Raw genomic sequence first — 18,391 nt, forward strand, 5'->3', positions numbered from 1 at the left:
TTCTCTTGCGAGGCGGATCGAAAAATTCAACAACCGTCACGTTTTTCATGAAAATTCTGTAACTCTCAGGCTGTACTATCTGTTAAAAATGTTGCTGATGTCAGCACGCAAGGGATGTGTCTGCGCAGTCAGCGAGGAGAAACCAGGTGAAGCCCAAAAAACAAATGGTTGCCGCCACCATGAAAGACGTCGCCCTGAAGGCAAACGTTTCAACGGCAACCGTATCCCGTGCGCTAATGAATCCCGACAAAGTGTCGCAGGCAACCCGCAGTCGGGTGGAGCAGGCGGCGCAGGAAGTCGGCTATTTACCGCAATCGCTCGGGCGTAACATGAAACGCAATGAGTCGCGGACGATCCTTGTGATCGTGCCGGATATTTGCGATCCCTTCTTCAGTGAGGTGATTCGCGGCATTGAAGTGACCGCCGCCGACGAAGGCTATCTGGTGCTGATCGGCGATTGCGCCCATCAGAATCAGAAAGAAAAAACCTTTATTGATCTCATTATCACCAAACAAATTGACGGTATGGTGCTGCTGAGCTCGCGCCTGCCGTTCGACGCCAGCGTCGAAGAGCAGCGTAATTTGCCGCCGATGGTCATGTCGAACGAGTTTGCGCCGGAGCTGGAGCTCCCTACCGTGCATATCGATAACCTGACCGCCGCGTTTAATGCCGTTAATTATCTCCACGAACTGGGGCATCAACGTATCGGCTGTATCGCCGGGCCGGAGGATATGCCGCTGTGCCATTACCGGCTGCAGGGATACGTTCAGGCGCTGCGCCGCAGCGGTATCACCGTCGATCCGCACTACATCGCCCGCGGCAACTTTACCTTTGAAGCCGGGGCCAACGCACTGGAGCAACTGCTGGCGCAGCCGGTGCCGCCGACCGCGGTCTTTTGCCATAGCGACGTTATGGCGCTGGGCGCGTTGTCGCTGGCCAAACGTCGCGGCCTGAGGGTGCCGGAAGATTTATCGATTGTTGGGTTTGATAACATCGCGTTGTCTGAATTTTGCGATCCACCGTTAACCACCGTTTCACAGCCGCGTTTTGATATCGGCCGTGAAGGAATGCTGCTTTTACTCGAGCAAATGCAGGGCCGTAACGTCAACAGCGGCTCGCGTCTGCTCGATTGCGAACTGATCGTTCGCGGCAGTACGCAAAAAATCAGACGATAACCATCAGGCTTTCGGGCCTGCTCTTCTGGTCAAAGGCCCGCCGCTTAAGTAACATGGCGGGCTGACGAACGAATATAAGACAGCGAAACGATAGTGGCACAACGAGATTATGTACGCCGCAGCCAACCGGCTCCTTCGCGGCGCAAAAAGAGCAGCTCCCGAAGCTCAAGGAACAAGCAAAGCAGCCTTCCGGCGATTTCACCGACTATGGTTGCGATCGCAGCGGCCGTGCTGGTGGCCTTTATCGGTGGTCTGTATTTCATTACCCATCACAAGAAAGAAGAAGCGGAAGCGCTGCAGAACCGTCAGGCGGCAGGCAATGGTCTCCCGCCGAAGCCGGAAGAGCGTTGGCGCTATATTAAAGAGCTGGAAAGCCGCCAGCCTGGTGTTCGCGCGCCGACTGAGCCAACCGCCGGAGGCGAAGTGATGAAACCCGAGCAGCTTACCGACGAGCAGCGCCAGTTGCTGGCGCAAATGCAGGCGGATATGCGTCAGCAGCCCACGCAGCTGACCGAAGTGCCGTGGAACGAACAAACGCCGGCGCAGCGTCAGCAGACGCTGCAGCGTCAACGTCTGGCACAACAGCAGCAGCAGGCGCAGCAGCAACAGTGGGCACAGACTCAGCAGCAAACTGCGCAGCAACAGCCGCGCGTCCAGCAGCCGAAGCCGGTGCAGCAACAGCAGCCGAAGCAAACCGCGTCCAACCAGCAGCCGTACCAGGATCTGCTGCAGACGCCGGCGCATAACACCACCGCGCAACCGAAAAGCCAGGCCGCCGCGCCGGTCGCCCGCATGGAGGAAGCGCCGAAAGCCGCAGCCGCCGAAAAGAAAGACGATCGTAGCTGGATGGTTCAGTGTGGTTCCTTTAAAGGCGCTGAGCAGGCCGAAACCGTACGCGCTCAGTTGGCCTTTGAGGGCTTTGCTTCGCATATCACCACCAACAACGGCTGGAACCGGGTGGTGATTGGGCCGCTGAAAGGCAAAGAGAACGCCAACGATATGATCAACCGTCTCAAGATGGCCGGGCACGCAAACTGCATTCGTCTCGCCGCCAGGGGTTGAAACCCCAAAAATCCCCCCCATCTATAATTGCATTCTGCCCCGCGTAACGCGCGGGGCCCCTATTCCGCTTTTGCAACCAAGGGGTCTGCTCGTGACAACAATAGTTAGTGTTCGCCGTAACGGCCATGTCGTTATCGCCGGTGATGGCCAGGCCACGCTGGGCAACACCGTGATGAAAGGCAACGTGAAGAAAGTGCGTCGTCTGTACAACGACAAAGTGATCGCTGGTTTCGCTGGCGGCACCGCTGACGCCTTCACCCTGTTCGAACTTTTCGAACGTAAGCTCGAGATGCATCAGGGCCATCTGGTGAAAGCCGCCGTTGAGCTGGCGAAAGACTGGCGTACCGACCGCATGCTGCGCAAACTGGAAGCGTTGCTCGCCGTCGCTGACGAAAATGCGTCGCTTATCATCACCGGTAACGGCGACGTGGTTCAGCCAGAAAACGATTTGATTGCGATTGGCTCCGGCGGGCCATATGCCCAGGCCGCCGCTCGCGCGCTGCTGGAAAACACCGAAATGGGCGCTCGCGACATCGCCGAGAAAGCGTTGGATATTGCAGGGGATATCTGCATCTATACCAACCACTTCCACACCATCGAAGAATTACCTTCTAAAGCGTAAGGATCTCCCATGTCTGAAATGACCCCACGCGAAATTGTCAGCGAACTGGACAAACATATTATCGGCCAGGACGCAGCCAAGCGTTCTGTTGCTATCGCCCTGCGTAACCGCTGGCGCCGTATGCAGCTTAATGAAGAGCTGCGTCATGAAGTCACACCGAAAAACATTCTGATGATTGGCCCGACCGGCGTCGGTAAAACCGAAATCGCCCGTCGTCTGGCGAAACTGGCCAACGCGCCGTTCATCAAAGTTGAAGCGACCAAGTTCACCGAAGTGGGCTATGTTGGTAAAGAAGTGGACTCTATCATCCGCGATCTGACCGACGCCGCGATCAAAATGGTTCGCATGCAGTCCATCGATAAAAACCGCTATCGCGCCGAAGAAATGGCCGAAGAGCGTATCCTCGACGTGCTGATCCCGCCGGCGAAAAACAACTGGGGCCAGGCTGAACAGCCGCAGGAGCCTTCAGCTGCGCGTCAGGCATTCCGCAAGAAATTGCGCGAAGGCCAGCTTGACGACAAAGAGATCGAAATCGACCTCGCCGCGGCGCCAATGGGCGTTGAAATCATGTCCCCTCCGGGCATGGAAGAGATGACCAGCCAGCTGCAGTCCATGTTCCAGAACCTGGGCGGCCAGAAACAGAAACCGCGTAAGCTGAAAATTAAAGACGCGATGAAGCTGCTTATCGAAGAAGAAGCGGCGAAGCTGGTTAACCCGGAAGAACTGAAGCAAGAAGCTATCGACGCCGTTGAACAGCACGGTATCGTGTTTATCGACGAAATCGACAAAATCTGTAAGCGCGGCGGCAACTCCTCCGGCCCGGATGTGTCTCGTGAAGGCGTTCAGCGCGACCTGCTGCCGCTGGTTGAAGGCTGCACCGTCTCCACTAAACATGGGATGGTGAAAACCGATCACATTCTGTTTATCGCCTCCGGCGCGTTCCAGGTCGCCAGCCCATCAGATTTGATCCCGGAACTGCAGGGCCGTCTGCCGATCCGCGTTGAGCTGAAAGCGCTGACCACCCATGATTTCGAACGTATTCTGACCGAGCCGAATGCTTCCATCACCGTGCAGTACAAAGCGCTGATGGCCACCGAAGGCGTGAATATCGAATTCACCGAAGATGGTATCAAGCGTATCGCTCAGGCCGCATGGCAGGTTAACGAAACCACCGAAAACATCGGCGCGCGTCGCCTGCACACGGTGCTGGAACGTCTGATCGAAGATATCTCTTATGATGCCAGCGAAATGAACGGCCAGACGGTGACCATCGACGGTGATTATGTCGGTAAACACCTGGATGTTCTGGTGGCAGATGAAGATCTGAGCCGTTTTATCCTATAATCCGGTTCAATGCATTTTCATCACACACGATGGGGCTATGATAGCCCCATTTTTTTGGCTGAAAGAAATGACTGAACAACCGATAACACGCACCAGGGCCTGGCTTGAAAGCCTGCGTCCCAAAACATTACCTCTGGCGTTCGCCGCTATCGTCGTCGGCACCGCGTTGGCGTGGCAGCAAGGCCACTTCGATCCGCTGGTCGCGCTGCTGGCGCTCATCACCGCCGGTTTGCTGCAAATTTTATCTAATCTCGCCAATGATTATGGCGACGCCGTTAAAGGCAGCGATAAACCTGACCGTATCGGGCCGCTGCGCGGAATGCAAAAAGGCGCCATCACCCAATCGCAGATGAAACGCGCGCTGATCGTAACGGTAGCGCTGATTTGCCTTTCCGGCCTGGCGTTGCTGTTCTCCGCCTGGCAGACAATGGCGGATTTCATCGGCTTTATGGTGCTCGGCGGGTTGTCGATTATCGCGGCTATCACTTATACCGTTGGCACGCGTCCTTATGGCTATATTGGCCTTGGCGATATCTCGGTGCTGGTTTTCTTCGGCTGGCTGAGCGTTGTCGGCAGTTGGTATCTACAGGCGCACAGCATCGACGCGGTTATTTTCCTGCCCGCTACCGCCAGTGGCCTGCTGGCCGCCGCGGTGCTGAATATCAATAACCTGCGCGATATCGATAGCGACCGTCAGAACGGTAAAAATACGCTGGCGGTCCGTCTGGGGCCGGTGAACGCCCGCCGTTATCACAGCGTCCTGCTGCTCGGCGCTCCGCTGTGCCTGGCGCTGTTTAACCTGCTGGCGCTGCGCAGCCTGTGGGGCTGGCTGTTTATTCTCGCCATTCCGCTACTGGTGAAACAGGCGCGTTTCGTCATGCGTGAGCGCGAACCGGTGGCGATGCGTCCGATGCTCGAACGCACGGTCAAAGCGGCATTATTAACCAACCTGCTGTTTGTCATCGGGATTATCGGCAGTAAGCTGGCGGCATAACTGACAAATATCAATTAACAATTGATGATTTTGCAAACAATGCAGTTCACGGGATATACTAAAAATTCTCGCAGCAACTGAACGTTAAGCCTATGAAATACGATACTTCCGAGCTTTGCGACATCTACCAGGAAGATGTCAATGTCGTGGAACCGCTGTTTTCCAACTTTGGAGGGCGGTCGTCGTTTGGTGGACAGATCATTACGGTAAAATGTTTCGAGGATAACGGGTTGCTCTACGATCTGCTCGAGCAGAATGGCCGTGGTCATATTCTCCTTATCGACGGCGGCGGTTCCGTACGACGCGCGTTAATTGACGCAGACCTGGCGCGTCTGGCGGTACAGAACGAATGGGAAGGGCTGGTGGTCTATGGCGCGGTGCGCCAGGTTGACGACCTGGAAGATTTAGATATCGGTATCCAGGCGTTAGCCGCCATTCCTGTGGCCGCTGCTGGGGAAGGTATCGGCGAAAGCGACGTTCGCGTCAACTTCGGCGGCGTTACCTTCTTCTCCGGCGATCATCTGTATGCTGACAATACCGGTATCATCCTTTCCGAGGATGCGCTGGATATCGAATAACGCTCCGGCTACGCCGTAATAAAAAAGGCCTTCTCAGTGAGAAGGCCTTTTTGTTATGCCGAGAAACTTAGTACAGTTTCTTCGCGCAATCCATCCAGTCAGACTTGAACGGACGCTTCATATTTTCGATAGCATCGATGATGTCGTGGTGAACCAGCTTCTCATTCTGGATACCAACACAGCGGCCGCCAAAGCCCTGCAGCAGCAGTTCAATGGCATATGCGCCCATACGGGAGGCCAGAATACGGTCGTAAGGAACCGGAGAGCCGCCGCGCTGAATGTGACCCAGCACGGTCGCACGAGTTTCACGGCCCGTTTCTTTCTCAATGAAGCTCGCCAGTTCGTCAACGTCGCACATGTGCTCGGTGATGGCCACGATCGCGTGTTTCTTACCTTTCGCGATGCCAGCTTTGATTTCGGCCACCAGATCGTCGCGGGTATATTCTACTTCCGGCACCATGATGAACTCACAGCCGCCGGCAATCGCCGCCGCCAGAGTCAGATCGCCACAGTAGCGGCCCATCACTTCCACCACAGAGATACGCTGGTGCGAAGAGGAGGTGTCACGCAGGCGGTCAATCGCTTCAACAACGGTGCTCAGCGCGGTAAAGAAACCGATGGTGTAGTCAGTACCTTTGATGTCGTTGTCGATGGTGCCCGGCAGGCCGATGCAAGGGAAACCCATCTCGGTCAGACGCATCGCACCCATATAGGAACCGTCGCCGCCGATAACAACCAGCGCGTCCAGGCCGCGCTTTTTCATATTTTCAATGGCGACAGCGCGAATATGCTCTTCGCGGAATTCCGGGAAGCGAGCGGAACCGAGGAAGGTACCGCCACGGTTGATCATGTCGGACACGCTGTAACGGTCAAGCTGAACCATACGATCTTCATACAGGCCGAGGTAACCGTCATAGATTCCAAAAACTTCCAGACCTTCCGTTAATGCCGCGCGCACAACGCCGCGAATTGCTGCGTTCATGCCCGGCGCATCACCGCCACTTGTCAACACACCGATTTTCTTAATCATGACTACCTCTGAACTTAGGAAGCAAAAAATAATCCTGTTGCCTGAAGCGCTCCCATACCAGGAGTGCACGACGATAATTGCAATAGTATATCAAACGCTTCTGGCTGAATTGATTCAGGTCAGACCAAATGGCGGTAATTTATACAAAAAATGCCTACCCGCCCCACATTTTTACATCGAGTTTACAGACTATAACCGAAAGCTCAAAAAACGCCCTGCCGCGCCGGCGGCACCACAGAACAGGGATCCTGATGGATGATGACATCCGATCCCGGGAAACGGCGCAAAATAGCCTGCTCCACCTGGTCGGCAATCACGTGTGCCTGTACCAGAGGGAGGTTATCTTCCATTTCCAAATGTATTTGAATAAAGCGAGTCGGCCCTGACTGCCGCGTTCGTAGATCGTGCGCGCCGCTGACGCCGGGCCAGCTATTCACGATACTGATGATTTCCTGACGTTCCTCATCCGGAAGCGCGCGGTCTAATAACGATTGCACCGCGTCGTAACCCATACGCAGCGCGCTATATAAAATATAGATGCCAATCCCTAATGCAAACAGCGCATCGGCGCGGTGCCAGCCGTACCAGGAGAGGCCGAGGGCGATAAGAATAGCGCCGTTCATCATAACATCAGACTGATAATGAAGCATATCCGCACGCACGGCCTGGCTCTGGGTTTTTCTGACCACCCAGCGCTGAAAGGTCACCAGCATCAGGGTGCTTATCAAGGCAATCAGCGTTACCACCATCCCGACGCCTGCCGCCTGCATCGGTTCAGGGCGAATCAGATGCTGGATCCCGGTCAGGAACAGAAACAACGCCGAACCGGAAATAAACATGCTCTGCGCCAGCGCCGCCAGCGATTCCGCTTTCCCATGGCCAAAAGTATGTTCTTCATCAGCGGGTTGTAGCGAGTAACGCACCACCAGCAGGTTGGTCAGCGAGGCGGCAATATCCACCAACGAATCCACCAGCGCCGCCAGAATACTCACCGAACCGGTATACCACCACGCAAAAATTTTGATCAAAAGTAACACGGAGGCCATCGCCGTCGCGGCAATAGCCGCGCGACTCACCAGCCGCCCATAAGATTGATTCATAAACGCTCCTTTTCCGGCGATGCGCTTAGTATAACCTGAACTTTTACCCGTAAGATGAACGGGCATGCGGCGGCTGAGGCGAAAAAAAGACAAAAAAAAACCCCCACATCATGTGGGGGAAGACAGGGATGGTGTCTATGGCAAGGAAAACAGGGTTTGTTACTTGGGTTGCACGGTACTGCTACTACTGGAAAGCATCATGGCTGAGCCTTTCTGCATCCTTGCAACCTCACGCAACTGATCCATACGCTGCTGGTGCTTAGCATTTAAAACCGCTTGCTGCTCAGGGGTTAGCAGGTGATACATCTGGTTGCGGACTTTCGCCATTTCTACCTGGCGGGCAACCTGTTCCTGCGCCATCTTTTCTGCCTGAGCGCGCACAGCGCTTTCATCAAATTTATCTGCGGTGACAAGGCTATGCATTGTCTCCAGTTCGCTAACATTAACAGGGAGCCGGTCATGGCGCGCCCGTTGCATAAGATCCCGTAACTGCTGTCGTTGCTGTTCGGTTAGACTTATGCCGTCAAACATATGGCTCTGGCCGCTGCGCTGGGCTCCCTCTTCACCGTGGAGCCAGTTAACGCCGGTAACGACTTCAGCTGCTTGGCTAGTAGCACTTAGCGCCAGCGTTGAGGCCATGACGGCAGCGATAACATTGCGCATCACATACTCCCAAAACGTTTGTGTCGCGATTCAACGAGAGACAGTTTACGATTCAGGCTGCAAACATGCGTCAGGGGGTGTAAAACAACGTAAAGTCATGGATTAGCGAGCCTTGATGACGTAATTTCTGCCTCGGAGGTATTTAAACAATGAATAAAATCCTGTTAGTTGATGATGACCGGGAGCTCACCTCCCTGTTAAAAGAGCTGCTCGATATGGAAGGTTTTAATGTGCTCGTTGCCCATGACGGTGAACAGGCGCTGGCGCTTCTTGACGACAGCATTGATCTCCTTTTGCTTGATGTGATGATGCCGAAGAAAAACGGTATCGACACGCTTAAAGAATTACGTCAGACACACCAGACCCCGGTTATCATGCTAACGGCGCGCGGAAGCGAGCTGGATCGCGTTCTCGGCCTCGAACTCGGGGCGGATGACTATTTGCCTAAGCCGTTTAACGATCGCGAGCTGGTGGCGCGTATACGCGCGATTCTGCGTCGCTCCCACTGGAGCGAGCAGCAGCAGACTACCGAATCCGGTTCTCCGACCCTGGAAGTGGATGCGTTAAGCCTCAATCCGGGCCGTCAGGAAGCCAATTTTGATGGGCAAACGCTGGAGCTGACCGGCACCGAGTTCACCCTGCTGTATCTGCTGGCGCAGCATCTTGGTCAGGTGGTGTCACGTGAACACTTAAGCCAGGAAGTGTTGGGCAAGCGGCTGACGCCGTTCGACCGCGCTATCGATATGCATATTTCCAACCTGCGGCGTAAGCTGCCGGAGCGCAAAGACGGCCATCCGTGGTTTAAAACATTGCGCGGACGCGGCTATCTGATGGTTTCTGCTTCATGATTGGAAGTTTAACCGCACGCATCTTCGCTATCTTCTGGCTCACGCTGGCGCTGGTGTTGATGCTGGTACTGATGTTGCCCAAGCTGGACTCGCGCCAGATGACCGAGCTGCTGGAAAGCGAGCAACGTCAGGGCATCATGATTGAGCAACACGTCGAGGCCGAACTGGCGAACGACCCGCCGAACGACTTGATGTGGTGGCGACGTCTGTTTCGCGCCATCGATAAGTGGGCACCGCCGGGGCAGCGACTGCTGCTGGTCACCAGCGAAGGCCGCGTGATCGGCGCAGAACGCAACGAAATGCAGATCATTCGTAACTTTATCGGCCAGGCCGATAATGCCGATCATCCGCAGAAGAAGCGTTACGGACGCCTGGAGATGGTCGGCCCGTTTTCCGTCAGGGATGGTGAAGATAATTATCAACTTTATCTCATCCGCCCTGCCAGCACTTCACAATCCGACTTCATCAACCTGCTGTTTGACCGTCCGCTATTACTGCTTATCGTGACGATGCTAGTCAGCGCCCCGCTGCTGCTCTGGCTGGCGTGGAGCCTGGCGAAGCCGGCGCGCAAGTTGAAAAACGCCGCCGACGAAGTTGCCCAGGGTAACCTGCGGCAGCATCCTGAACTGGAAGCCGGTCCGCAGGAGTTTCTGGCCGCCGGGGCCAGCTTCAACCAGATGGTGACCGCGCTTGAGCGAATGATGACCAGCCAGCAGCGGCTGCTGTCGGATATCTCGCACGAGCTACGCACGCCGTTAACCCGTCTGCAGTTAGGCACCGCGTTGCTGCGCCGCCGCAGCGGTGAAAGCAAAGAGCTGGAGCGTATCGAAACCGAAGCGCACCGGCTGGATAGCATGATTAACGACCTGCTGGTGATGTCGCGTAATCAGGCGAAAAACGCGCTGGTCAGCGAGACGGTGAAAGCGAATCAGCTGTGGGGCGAAGTGCTGGACAACGCGGCATTTGAAGCCGAACAGATGGGGAAATCCTTCACCGTTGAGTATCCGCCGGGCCCCTGGCCGCTGTACGGTAACCCTAATGCGCTGGAAAGCGCGCTGGAAAATATCGTGCGCAACGCGCTGCGCTACTCGCACACGAAAATTTCCGTCAGCTTCTCGGTGGATAAAGACGGGATTACGGTCAACGTCGATGATGACGGCCCGGGCGTCAGCCCGGAGGATCGCGAACAGATTTTCCGTCCGTTCTATCGTACCGACGAGGCTCGCGATCGCGAGTCCGGCGGCACCGGTCTGGGGCTGGCGATTGTCGAAACGGCGATTCAGCAACATCGCGGCTGGGTTAAAGCCGACGATAGCCCGCTGGGTGGCCTGCGATTAACAATCTGGCTGCCGCTGTATAAACGAACCTGAGCCTGTCCCGGCTTGCGCTACGCTGAGCCGGGCTACGGGTTGCCACGTTCAATATGGGGGAATTATTTCCCCCATAATCTGGGCGAATTATCCTCGATCTGCCCGCTTAAACGCCGTTTCTGCATGGTTCTGCTCCAGCTTACCGACAGGCCCGCCGCAGATAACAGACGGTGATACTGGTCGTCGTCAAACGGCATATGCCAGGCAATCGCGCCAGCCTCATGCACGCTCACATCGCTTAATCGCGATACCAGCTCCAGCGGCGCATCGCTGGAGACCTGGCCGCCGGCAATAATGCGGTAGAGCCAGCCAACCTTGCCACTGTTCTGCATCAGTTGCGCCATATCGCTAATGCCGAAATGGTAATTCAGTTTGAAGCAGGGAGAGCGCGGCTGAGTGACCTGAATCAGCGCCTCGCCCCAACGAAAGATATCGCCGATATAGACATTTTTTTCCGTTAGTCCTTCGGAAGAAAGGTTCTCACCGAATGCGGGGGCGCAGAACAGATCGGCCTGCTGCGGGAATTCGCCGATCCAGTCGAGGTAATGCTCGCGGGGATAGTGGCACAGCGCGCGATCCGGCCCGCCGTGAATTTTCTTTTCCGCCTGCTCGTCCCCTTCCAGCCCGAGATCGCCGAGCTGCAGCTCGCCATCGACCTGGATTTTGCCAATTGCGCTGGGGCGGCTACCGTCGTAGTCCCTGATTTTGCCGACAAAGACATTCACCGGGTAATGCATTGCTGCTCTCCTTGCTACGGATATAAAAAAAGCGAGTCATCAGACTCGCTTCTCTCTTAGCACAATGCAACCTTATTTTTTGGCGGCAAAACGCGCTGCTGCTTCGTCCCAGTTAACCACGTCCCAGAAGGCTTTGATGTAGTCCGGACGGCGGTTCTGGAATTTCAGGTAGTAAGCGTGTTCCCACACATCCAGGCCGATAATCGGGAAGCCGGAAGCGCCGGAAATGGCTTCGCCCATCAGCGGGGAATCCTGGTTTGCGGTAGAAACGACGGCCAGTTTGTCGCCTTTCAGCACCAGCCATGCCCAGCCGGAACCAAAGCGGGTTGCTGCCGCTTTTTCGAATTCAGCTTTGAAGTTGTCCACGGAACCGAAATCACGCTCGATAGCGGCTTTCAGGTCGCCCTGCAGGGTAGTGCCGGTTTTCAGGCCTTTCCAGAACAGGCTATGGTTAGCGTGGCCGCCCGCGTTGTTACGCAGTACGGTTTTTTTGTCAGCCGGCAGTTGATCCAGTTTGGTGATCAGCTCTTCCGCGGACAGGTTAGCGAATTCCGGCAGGCTTTCCAGCGCTGCGTTAGCGTTGTTAACGTAGGTCTGGTGATGCTTAGTATGATGGATCTCCATCGTCTGCTTGTCGAAATGCGGTTCCAGAGCATCGTAAGCGTACGGCAGGGATGGCAGTGTATAACTCATAATCATCTCCATTATTATCGGGCGGCAGAGGGTGTTAACGCCGCGTAAGCAGTCGGTTCATTATAGTTAATTAAATGATATTGAAAATGATTATCAATGCCGTAGTTTTACTAAGGTTATACCCAAAATAGATACACCCCAGTTTGTGAGCCAAAACAACTCATTAAGCCCCTGATTGCCAGAGTTTCGCCTGGTGTGGCAACAGCTCAAAGGCGTAAAAACTGCGCAATTTTTACACTCATCGCATCGGAGAGAGTCTATCCAACCCAAAAACAGATGAGGGTAAAGGCAATGAATCATGCGATTACGATGGGAATTTTTTGGCATTTAATCGGCGCTGCCAGTGCCGCCTGTTTTTATGCCCCTTTCAAGAAGGTGAAACACTGGTCGTGGGAAACCATGTGGTCGATCGGCGGGATTGTCTCCTGGCTGATTCTGCCGTGGGCGATAAGCGCCATGCTGCTGCCCGATTTCTGGGCCTACTACCGCTCGTTTAGCGCCTCCACGCTGCTGCCGGTGTTTTTGTTCGGCGCGATGTGGGGCATCGGTAACATCAACTATGGCCTGACCATGCGCTATCTGGGTATGTCGATGGGTATCGGTATCGCTATCGGCATTACGCTTATCGTCGGTACCTTAATGACGCCGATCCTCAACGGCCACTTTGATGTGTTGATTCACACCAAAGGCGGACAAATGACCCTGCTCGGCGTGCTGGTAGCGGTGATTGGTGTGGGTATCGTCACCCGCGCCGGCCAGCTTAAAGAGCGCAAAATGGGCATCAAAGCGGAAGAGTTCAACCTGAAAAAAGGGCTGATGCTGGCGGTGATGTGCGGTATTTTCTCCGCCGGCATGTCATTTGCGATGAACGCCGCTAAACCAATGCATGAAGCCGCCGCGGCGCTGGGCGTCGACCCGCTGTATACCGCGCTGCCAAGCTACGTGGTGATCATGGGCGGCGGCGCGCTGGTCAACCTCGGCTTCTGCTTTATTCGCCTCGCTAAAGTGAAGGATTTGTCGCTAAAAGCCGACTTCTCGCTGGCAAAACCGCTTATCATCAGCAACATTCTGCTTTCCGCATTGGGCGGGCTAATGTGGTATCTGCAGTTCTTCTTCTATGCCTGGGGCCACGCCAGTATCCCGGCGCAGTATGACTACATGAGCTGGATGCTGCATATGAGCTTCTACGTACTGTGTGGCGGGCTGGTTGGGCTGGTGCTGAAAGAGTGGAACAACGCCGGACGCCGCCCGGTCAGCGTGCTCAGCCTCGGCTGCGTGGTGATTATCATCGCCGCGAATATCGTCGGCCTGGGAATGGCTAACTGATTTCCCCTTACGCGGCGGCGCGACTGCGCTGCCGCCACTGTCCCGGCGTCATGCCAATTTCCCGATTAAACACCACCGAAAAATAGTTACTGTCCTCAAACCCGCACTGCATGGCGATCTCGCCGATTAGCCGCTCGGTATGCTGCAGTAAATACTGCGCATGGCAGATCCGCAGCTGGCGCAAATAGTGAGTTATCGTCATTCCCGTTTGCTGGCGAAACTGCTGGCGTAACGCGCGTTCGCTGCAGCCTTCATGCAGACAGAAGCTATCCAGATTAAAGGGGCGATTCAGACTTCCGGCCAGCGCCGTTAGCAGTTTGTCGAGCAGAGTTTCGCTTTGCGTCGCCGCCAGATTATCAGTGGCGTAGCGATAGCGCTGGAGCGTTAGCGCCAGTTGGGCAAACAGCAGTTCCGCCATGCTGTCCGCCTGCGCATCCTGCCGCGCGCTTTCGTGTTCCAGCTGGTTAATCACCTGCCTGACCTGCGCCATGCCGCTGCTGCCGATCCGCCAGTGCGGCTGCCAGGTCGTGCCGAATAATCCCGGAATATGCGCCGCCCAGTCAAAATTGAGCCGCAGTCGATCCGGGCAATAAATAATATTCTGCAGCACCAGGTCGTTGACCGAAGCATAAGAGTGTTTATCTTCCGCGCGGATATAAAAGAGATCGCCGCGGGTAATCCGCCACGGGCGATCGTTGAGGATATGCAGGCCGTTGCCGCGCCACACCAGCACCAGCTCGCAAAATTCATGGGTATGCTCGGCGAAGACGTTTTGCGGGTAGCGGTCAGCCACCGCGACCGCCTGCGAGGGGGAGGCAAAAAACTCATCTTTGCGAAGCACCAGCTGACCTGCCACAACTCTTACTCCCGACGCGGAAACCAACCATTATTCGCATTTTGGTGAGGCAATACGTTGACTCTTCTCGCGTTACTGAAGAATAGCGTCGCGCCCCTGGCGAATATCGCGCGGCGACCAGTCGAATTCACGGCGAAATAGCGTCGAAAAATGGTTACTGTCGCCAAAACCGCAGCGATAAGCGATTTCTGTCACGCTATCATCGCTGTGGCGCAGCAGGTGCCGCGCCTTCATCAGGCGCACCCGGTTGAGATAGCGCTGGGGCGTCAGCCCGGTTTGCAGCTTTAACTGACGATGCAGGGTGCGTAAAGAGAGCGAAAACTGTGCCGCCACCTCCTCCCAGCATATCTCTTCGGCAAAATGGTCTTCCAGCCAGGCCATTAGTTGATTCAGCCGCGCCTCGTGGTTGCCGGCGCCTTCCGCCAGGCTGTTGCTGTGCAGTAGCACCAGTAGCTGCATAAAAAGGATTTCACGGCTGGCGATGGTATGGGGTTCGATGCCCTGCCCGACCTTTTCCATCTGGCCGACGATTTGCCGCACCTGCTGCAGTACCGTTTGGTTGACCCGCCAGTGTGACAGATAGTTGCCGTCCTGCTCCTGCGGCAGCAGCTGGTTCACGCCGGTCAGAAAACGAAAAGCATCCGGCGCGCGGTAGAGCACGTTGGTCAGGCATAGGTTATTGGTGTGTTCGTAAAGATGGCGATCGTGATCGCGAATAAAGCAGACCGAACCGCCGCTGATGGTATAGGGCTGGCCGTTGAAAACGTGAATGCCCGTACCCTGTTCAACGATGACAATCTCATGAAAATCATGGTGATGTTCTGGAAAGGCCGCTTGAGGAAGGCGCGGTTCAATCGCCACCGCCGAGACGCCGGCCTTAAAGAAATCCGTACTGTGCAACACGGTCATAGCAGCCTCCACGAATGAGAAAAATTATCAACCGTCGCCGCAAATAGTAATTAAGGGCCGGCAATCCGGCCTTCAATTTTTGACCGTGAACCGCGTAAAACCTGCCGTTTTTTCAAGAACCAGCCGGAAATTTCCGGAACTGCGGCCAACATCACACCGCGCCTCGCGCCGCCCATAAAACGAAACTGTGACGCTTCTCACGGTCACCTTTGCTGTGTTGCCAGCCGTCCGTTTTCGCTGTCAGTAGCGAGAAGGTGACGCAGAGACGCCTTTTTTAGACTGCCTGTAATGATTTTAAGAAGGGTCGTGCCATGAGTATTCGTCATTGTGTCGCCGTTGATTTAGGCGCATCCAGCGGTCGGGTCATGCTCGCGAATTATGCAACCGCGACGCGATCGCTGACGCTGCGCGAGGTTCATCGTTTCACCAACCGCCTCCTGAAAGTGGGCGGCTACGATTGCTGGGATATCGATAGCCTGGAAGCGGAAATTCGCCGTGGGCTGGTGAAAGTGTGCGAACAGGGGATCCTGATCGACAGTATCGGCATCGACACCTGGGGCGTTGATTTCGTCTTGCTGGATAAGCACGGCCAGCGCGTCGGCCTGCCGGTTTCCTATCGCGATAGCCGCACTCACGGCCTGATGGCGCAGGCAATCGAACACCTCGGCCGCGCCAATATCTACTGCCGCAGCGGCATCCAATTTCTGCCGTTCAACACCCTTTATCAGCTGCGGGCGCTGGTCAGCCAGCAGCCGACGCTGGTGGAACAGGTCGCCCATGCGCTGCTGATCCCGGACTACTTCAGCTACCGCCTGACCGGCGCGATGAACTGGGAATACACCAACGCCACCACCACGCAACTGGTTAATATCAATAGCGATAACTGGGATGACGAGCTGCTCCGCTGGAGCGGCGCGCAGCCGGACTGGTTCGGTACGCCGACGCATCCGGGCAATGTTATCGGCCACTGGATCTGCCCGCAGGGTAACCGCATCCCGGTGGTCGCCGTCGCCAGCCACGATACGGCCAGCGCCGTGATCGCCTCGCCGCTGGCGGATAAAAATGCCGCCTATCTCTCATCAGGCACCTGGTCGCTGATGGGCTTTGAAAGTAAAACGCCTTACACCAGCCAGCAAGCACTGAAGGCGAATATCACTAATGAAGGCGGCGCTGAGGGACGCTATCGGGTGCTGAAAAACATCATGGGTCTGTGGCTGCTGCAGCGGGTACTGCAAGAGCAGAACATTAGCGATCTGCAGGCGCTGATTGTCGACACGGCGATGCTGCCAGCCTGCCGTTACCTGATTGATTGCAATAACGATCGCTTTATTAACCCGGCCAATATGAGCGCCGAAATTCAGGCCGCCTGCGCGGAGACCGCCCAGCCGATTCCGGTCACTCCCGCCGAACTGGCGCGCTGCATTTTTGACAGCCTGGCGCTGCTGTATGCCCGGGTATTGGGCGAGCTTGCAGCACTCCGCGGCCATCCTTTTAGCCAGTTACATATCGTCGGCGGCGGCTGCCAGAACGCGTTGCTTAACCAACTGTGCGCCGATGCCTGCGGCCTGCCGGTGGTGGCGGGCCCCATTGAAGCCTCCACGCTTGGCAATATCGGCATCCAGCTGATGACGCTGGATGAACTGCACAACGTCGATGAATTCCGTCAGGTGGTACGCGACAACGCGTCGCTCACCACGTTCACCCCACATTCAGATAGCGAAATTGCCCGCTTCGTCGCGCAATTTCAGCCACAACCTACAAAGGAGCTTTGCGCATGACCACTCAACTTGAACAAGCCTGGGAAATTGCTAAGCAGCGCTATGCCGCCATCGGCGTAGATGCCGAGGAAGCTCTGCGTCAGCTGGACCGTCTGCCGGTGTCAATGCACTGCTGGCAGGGCGATGACGTGGCGGGCTTTGAAAACCCGGAAGGCAACTTAACCGGCGGCATTCAGGCCACTGGCAACTATCCCGGCAAAGCGCGCAATGCCCAGGAGCTACGCGCCGACCTCGAACAGGCGCTAAGCCTGATACCGGGGCCGAAGCGCCTTAATCTGCACGCGATTTATCTTGAGTCCGCCACGCCGGTCGCGCGTAATGAAATCAAGCCGGAACACTTTAAGCACTGGGTGGAATGGGCGAAACGCCAGCAGTTGGGGCTCGATTTTAACCCTTCCTGCTTCTCGCATCCGCTAAGCGCCGACGGTTTTACGCTGTCGCACGCCAACCCGGAGATTCGTCAGTTCTGGATCGATCACTGTAAAGCCAGCCGCCGCATCTCCGCTTATTTCGGCGAGCAGCTTGGGACGCCATCGGTAATGAATATCTGGGTGCCGGACGGCATGAAAGATATTACCGTTGATCGCTTCGCCCCGCGCCAGCGGCTGCTGAACGCGCTGGATGAGGTCATCAGCGAAAAGCTCGATCCGGCGCACCATATCGACGCCGTTGAGAGCAAGCTGTTCGGTATCGGCGCCGAAAGCTATACCGTGGGCTCCAATGAATTCTACATGGGCTACGCCGCCAGCCGTCAAACCGCGTTGTGCCTGGATGCCGGCCACTTCCATCCGACGGAAGTCATCTCCGACAAAATCTCCGCCGCCATGCTCTATATCCCACGCCTGCTGCTGCACGTCAGCCGCCCGGTACGCTGGGACAGCGATCACGTGGTGCTGCTGGATGACGAAACCCAGGCCATCGCCAGCGAAATTATCCGCCACAACCTGTTCGACCGCGTGCATATCGGCCTCGACTTCTTTGATGCCTCCATTAACCGCATCGCGGCGTGGGTAATCGGCACCCGCAACATGAAAAAAGCCCTGCTGCGCGCGCTGCTGGAGCCGACGGCGCTGCTGCGCCAGCTGGAAAACGACGGTGATTACACCGCCCGTCTGGCGCTGCTCGAAGAGCAGAAATCTCTGCCGTGGCAGGCCATCTGGGAGATGTACTGCCAGCGTCACGATACGCCGGCAGGCAGCCAGTGGCTGGAAAACGTGCGGACCTATGAAAAAGACGTGCTAAGCCAGCGCGGCTAATGCCTGACTTTCCCCGGATTGTGCCGTACAGGGTTTATCCGGGGAATCAC

General features: G+C 56.0%; 18 protein-coding genes. 11 read left to right on the forward strand and 7 right to left on the reverse strand.

What is annotated here, in order from left to right; all coding sequences use genetic code 11:
• Positions 1–146: 146 nt before the first annotated feature.
• From cytR to rraA, 6 genes are all read left to right on the forward strand, one after another.
• Positions 147–1,175, forward strand: coding sequence for a DNA-binding transcriptional regulator CytR (gene cytR / locus ACSEMK_RS21470; protein ID WP_015368928.1), 1,029 nt, complete (start codon positions 147–149; stop codon positions 1,173–1,175).
• Positions 1,176–1,268: 93 nt separating this feature from the next.
• The gene (ftsN, locus tag ACSEMK_RS21475; protein ID WP_430915441.1) at positions 1,269–2,237 is read left to right on the forward strand and encodes a cell division protein FtsN; all 969 of its coding nucleotides are present in this window, start codon (positions 1,269–1,271) and stop codon (positions 2,235–2,237) included.
• A 91-nt stretch (positions 2,238–2,328) separates the two neighbouring features.
• Entirely contained in the window at positions 2,329–2,859 is a 531-nt protein-coding gene (gene hslV, locus ACSEMK_RS21480; protein WP_015368930.1) for an ATP-dependent protease subunit HslV, read from the forward strand.
• 9 nt (positions 2,860–2,868) lie between these two features.
• Positions 2,869–4,203 carry an HslU--HslV peptidase ATPase subunit gene (gene hslU / locus ACSEMK_RS21485; protein WP_045395296.1) on the forward strand — a complete coding sequence of 445 codons (1,335 nt, stop codon included), beginning with the start codon at positions 2,869–2,871 and terminating at the stop codon, positions 4,201–4,203.
• A gap of 67 nt (positions 4,204–4,270) precedes the next feature.
• Positions 4,271–5,197, forward strand: a complete 927-nt coding sequence (menA, locus tag ACSEMK_RS21490; protein ID WP_430915450.1) for a 1,4-dihydroxy-2-naphthoate polyprenyltransferase — start codon at positions 4,271–4,273, stop codon at positions 5,195–5,197.
• A 92-nt stretch (positions 5,198–5,289) separates the two neighbouring features.
• A complete protein-coding gene (rraA, locus tag ACSEMK_RS21495; RefSeq protein WP_015703948.1) occupies positions 5,290–5,775 on the forward strand; it encodes a ribonuclease E activity regulator RraA in 486 nt (161 codons plus the stop codon).
• 67 nt (positions 5,776–5,842) lie between these two features.
• Here rraA and pfkA read toward each other — a convergent pair whose 3' ends face one another.
• The 3 genes from pfkA to cpxP form a co-directional block, all read right to left on the reverse strand.
• Complete coding sequence (pfkA, locus tag ACSEMK_RS21500) at positions 5,843–6,805, reverse strand: 6-phosphofructokinase (protein ID WP_015368934.1); 963 nt, start codon at positions 6,803–6,805, stop codon at positions 5,843–5,845.
• Between the two features lie 203 nt (positions 6,806–7,008).
• Positions 7,009–7,905 carry a CDF family cation-efflux transporter FieF gene (gene fieF, locus ACSEMK_RS21505; protein ID WP_015368935.1) on the reverse strand — a complete coding sequence of 299 codons (897 nt, stop codon included), beginning with the start codon at positions 7,903–7,905 and terminating at the stop codon, positions 7,009–7,011.
• A 159-nt stretch (positions 7,906–8,064) separates the two neighbouring features.
• Complete coding sequence (cpxP, locus tag ACSEMK_RS21510) at positions 8,065–8,568, reverse strand: cell-envelope stress modulator CpxP (protein WP_015368936.1); 504 nt, start codon at positions 8,566–8,568, stop codon at positions 8,065–8,067.
• Between the two features lie 149 nt (positions 8,569–8,717).
• On the opposite strand from cpxP, the gene cpxR reads away from it, so the two are divergent.
• Positions 8,718–9,416 carry an envelope stress response regulator transcription factor CpxR gene (cpxR, locus tag ACSEMK_RS21515; RefSeq protein WP_015368937.1) on the forward strand — a complete coding sequence of 233 codons (699 nt, stop codon included), beginning with the start codon at positions 8,718–8,720 and terminating at the stop codon, positions 9,414–9,416.
• On the forward strand, positions 9,413–10,786 hold the full coding sequence (cpxA, locus tag ACSEMK_RS21520) for an envelope stress sensor histidine kinase CpxA (RefSeq protein WP_015368938.1): 1,374 nt from the start codon (positions 9,413–9,415) through the stop codon (positions 10,784–10,786). The genes cpxR and cpxA overlap by 4 nt, the downstream gene beginning before the upstream one ends.
• Positions 10,787–10,848: 62 nt before the next feature.
• Here the strand turns inward: cpxA and yiiM are convergent, their stop codons facing one another.
• Entirely contained in the window at positions 10,849–11,523 is a 675-nt protein-coding gene (yiiM, locus tag ACSEMK_RS21525) for a 6-hydroxyaminopurine reductase (protein ID WP_430915442.1), read from the reverse strand.
• A 72-nt stretch (positions 11,524–11,595) separates the two neighbouring features.
• Entirely contained in the window at positions 11,596–12,216 is a 621-nt protein-coding gene (gene sodA / locus ACSEMK_RS21530) for a superoxide dismutase [Mn] (RefSeq protein WP_015368940.1), read from the reverse strand.
• A gap of 291 nt (positions 12,217–12,507) precedes the next feature.
• On the opposite strand from sodA, the gene rhaT reads away from it, so the two are divergent.
• The gene (rhaT, locus tag ACSEMK_RS21535; protein WP_032706783.1) at positions 12,508–13,542 is read left to right on the forward strand and encodes an L-rhamnose/proton symporter RhaT; all 1,035 of its coding nucleotides are present in this window, start codon (positions 12,508–12,510) and stop codon (positions 13,540–13,542) included.
• A gap of 7 nt (positions 13,543–13,549) precedes the next feature.
• Here rhaT and rhaR read toward each other — a convergent pair whose 3' ends face one another.
• Both rhaR and rhaS read right to left on the reverse strand, forming a co-directional pair.
• Entirely contained in the window at positions 13,550–14,398 is an 849-nt protein-coding gene (gene rhaR / locus ACSEMK_RS21540) for an HTH-type transcriptional activator RhaR (RefSeq protein WP_213317846.1), read from the reverse strand.
• 72 nt (positions 14,399–14,470) lie between these two features.
• Positions 14,471–15,307 carry an HTH-type transcriptional activator RhaS gene (gene rhaS, locus ACSEMK_RS21545; RefSeq protein ID WP_113374895.1) on the reverse strand — a complete coding sequence of 279 codons (837 nt, stop codon included), beginning with the start codon at positions 15,305–15,307 and terminating at the stop codon, positions 14,471–14,473.
• 311 nt (positions 15,308–15,618) lie between these two features.
• Here rhaS and rhaB point away from each other — a divergent pair, with 311 nt between their 5' ends.
• A complete protein-coding gene (gene rhaB, locus ACSEMK_RS21550; RefSeq protein WP_430915443.1) occupies positions 15,619–17,085 on the forward strand; it encodes a rhamnulokinase in 1,467 nt (488 codons plus the stop codon).
• A complete protein-coding gene (gene rhaA, locus ACSEMK_RS21555) occupies positions 17,082–18,341 on the forward strand; it encodes an L-rhamnose isomerase (protein WP_395227032.1) in 1,260 nt (419 codons plus the stop codon). The genes rhaB and rhaA overlap by 4 nt, the downstream gene beginning before the upstream one ends.
• Positions 18,342–18,391: the final 50 nt, after the last annotated feature.

The sequence above is a fragment of the Klebsiella sp. K-3 genome (assembly GCF_051207495.1).
GTDB lineage: Bacteria > Pseudomonadota > Gammaproteobacteria > Enterobacterales > Enterobacteriaceae > Klebsiella > Klebsiella aerogenes.

Coding starts and splice junctions, on each gene's coding strand:
- hslU (WP_045395296.1), top strand. CDS start 2,869: ATGTCTGAAATGACCCCACGCGAAATTGTCAGCGAACTGGACAAACAT.
- menA (WP_430915450.1), top strand. CDS start 4,271: ATGACTGAACAACCGATAACACGCACCAGGGCCTGGCTTGAAAGCCTG.
- rraA (WP_015703948.1), top strand. CDS start 5,290: ATGAAATACGATACTTCCGAGCTTTGCGACATCTACCAGGAAGATGTC.
- pfkA (WP_015368934.1), bottom strand. CDS start 6,805: ATGATTAAGAAAATCGGTGTGTTGACAAGTGGCGGTGATGCGCCGGGC.
- fieF (WP_015368935.1), bottom strand. CDS start 7,905: ATGAATCAATCTTATGGGCGGCTGGTGAGTCGCGCGGCTATTGCCGCG.
- cpxP (WP_015368936.1), bottom strand. CDS start 8,568: ATGCGCAATGTTATCGCTGCCGTCATGGCCTCAACGCTGGCGCTAAGT.
- cpxR (WP_015368937.1), top strand. CDS start 8,718: ATGAATAAAATCCTGTTAGTTGATGATGACCGGGAGCTCACCTCCCTG.
- cpxA (WP_015368938.1), top strand. CDS start 9,413: ATGATTGGAAGTTTAACCGCACGCATCTTCGCTATCTTCTGGCTCACG.
- yiiM (WP_430915442.1), bottom strand. CDS start 11,523: ATGCATTACCCGGTGAATGTCTTTGTCGGCAAAATCAGGGACTACGAC.
- sodA (WP_015368940.1), bottom strand. CDS start 12,216: ATGAGTTATACACTGCCATCCCTGCCGTACGCTTACGATGCTCTGGAA.
- rhaT (WP_032706783.1), top strand. CDS start 12,508: ATGAATCATGCGATTACGATGGGAATTTTTTGGCATTTAATCGGCGCT.
- rhaS (WP_113374895.1), bottom strand. CDS start 15,307: ATGACCGTGTTGCACAGTACGGATTTCTTTAAGGCCGGCGTCTCGGCG.
- rhaB (WP_430915443.1), top strand. CDS start 15,619: ATGAGTATTCGTCATTGTGTCGCCGTTGATTTAGGCGCATCCAGCGGT.
- rhaA (WP_395227032.1), top strand. CDS start 17,082: ATGACCACTCAACTTGAACAAGCCTGGGAAATTGCTAAGCAGCGCTAT.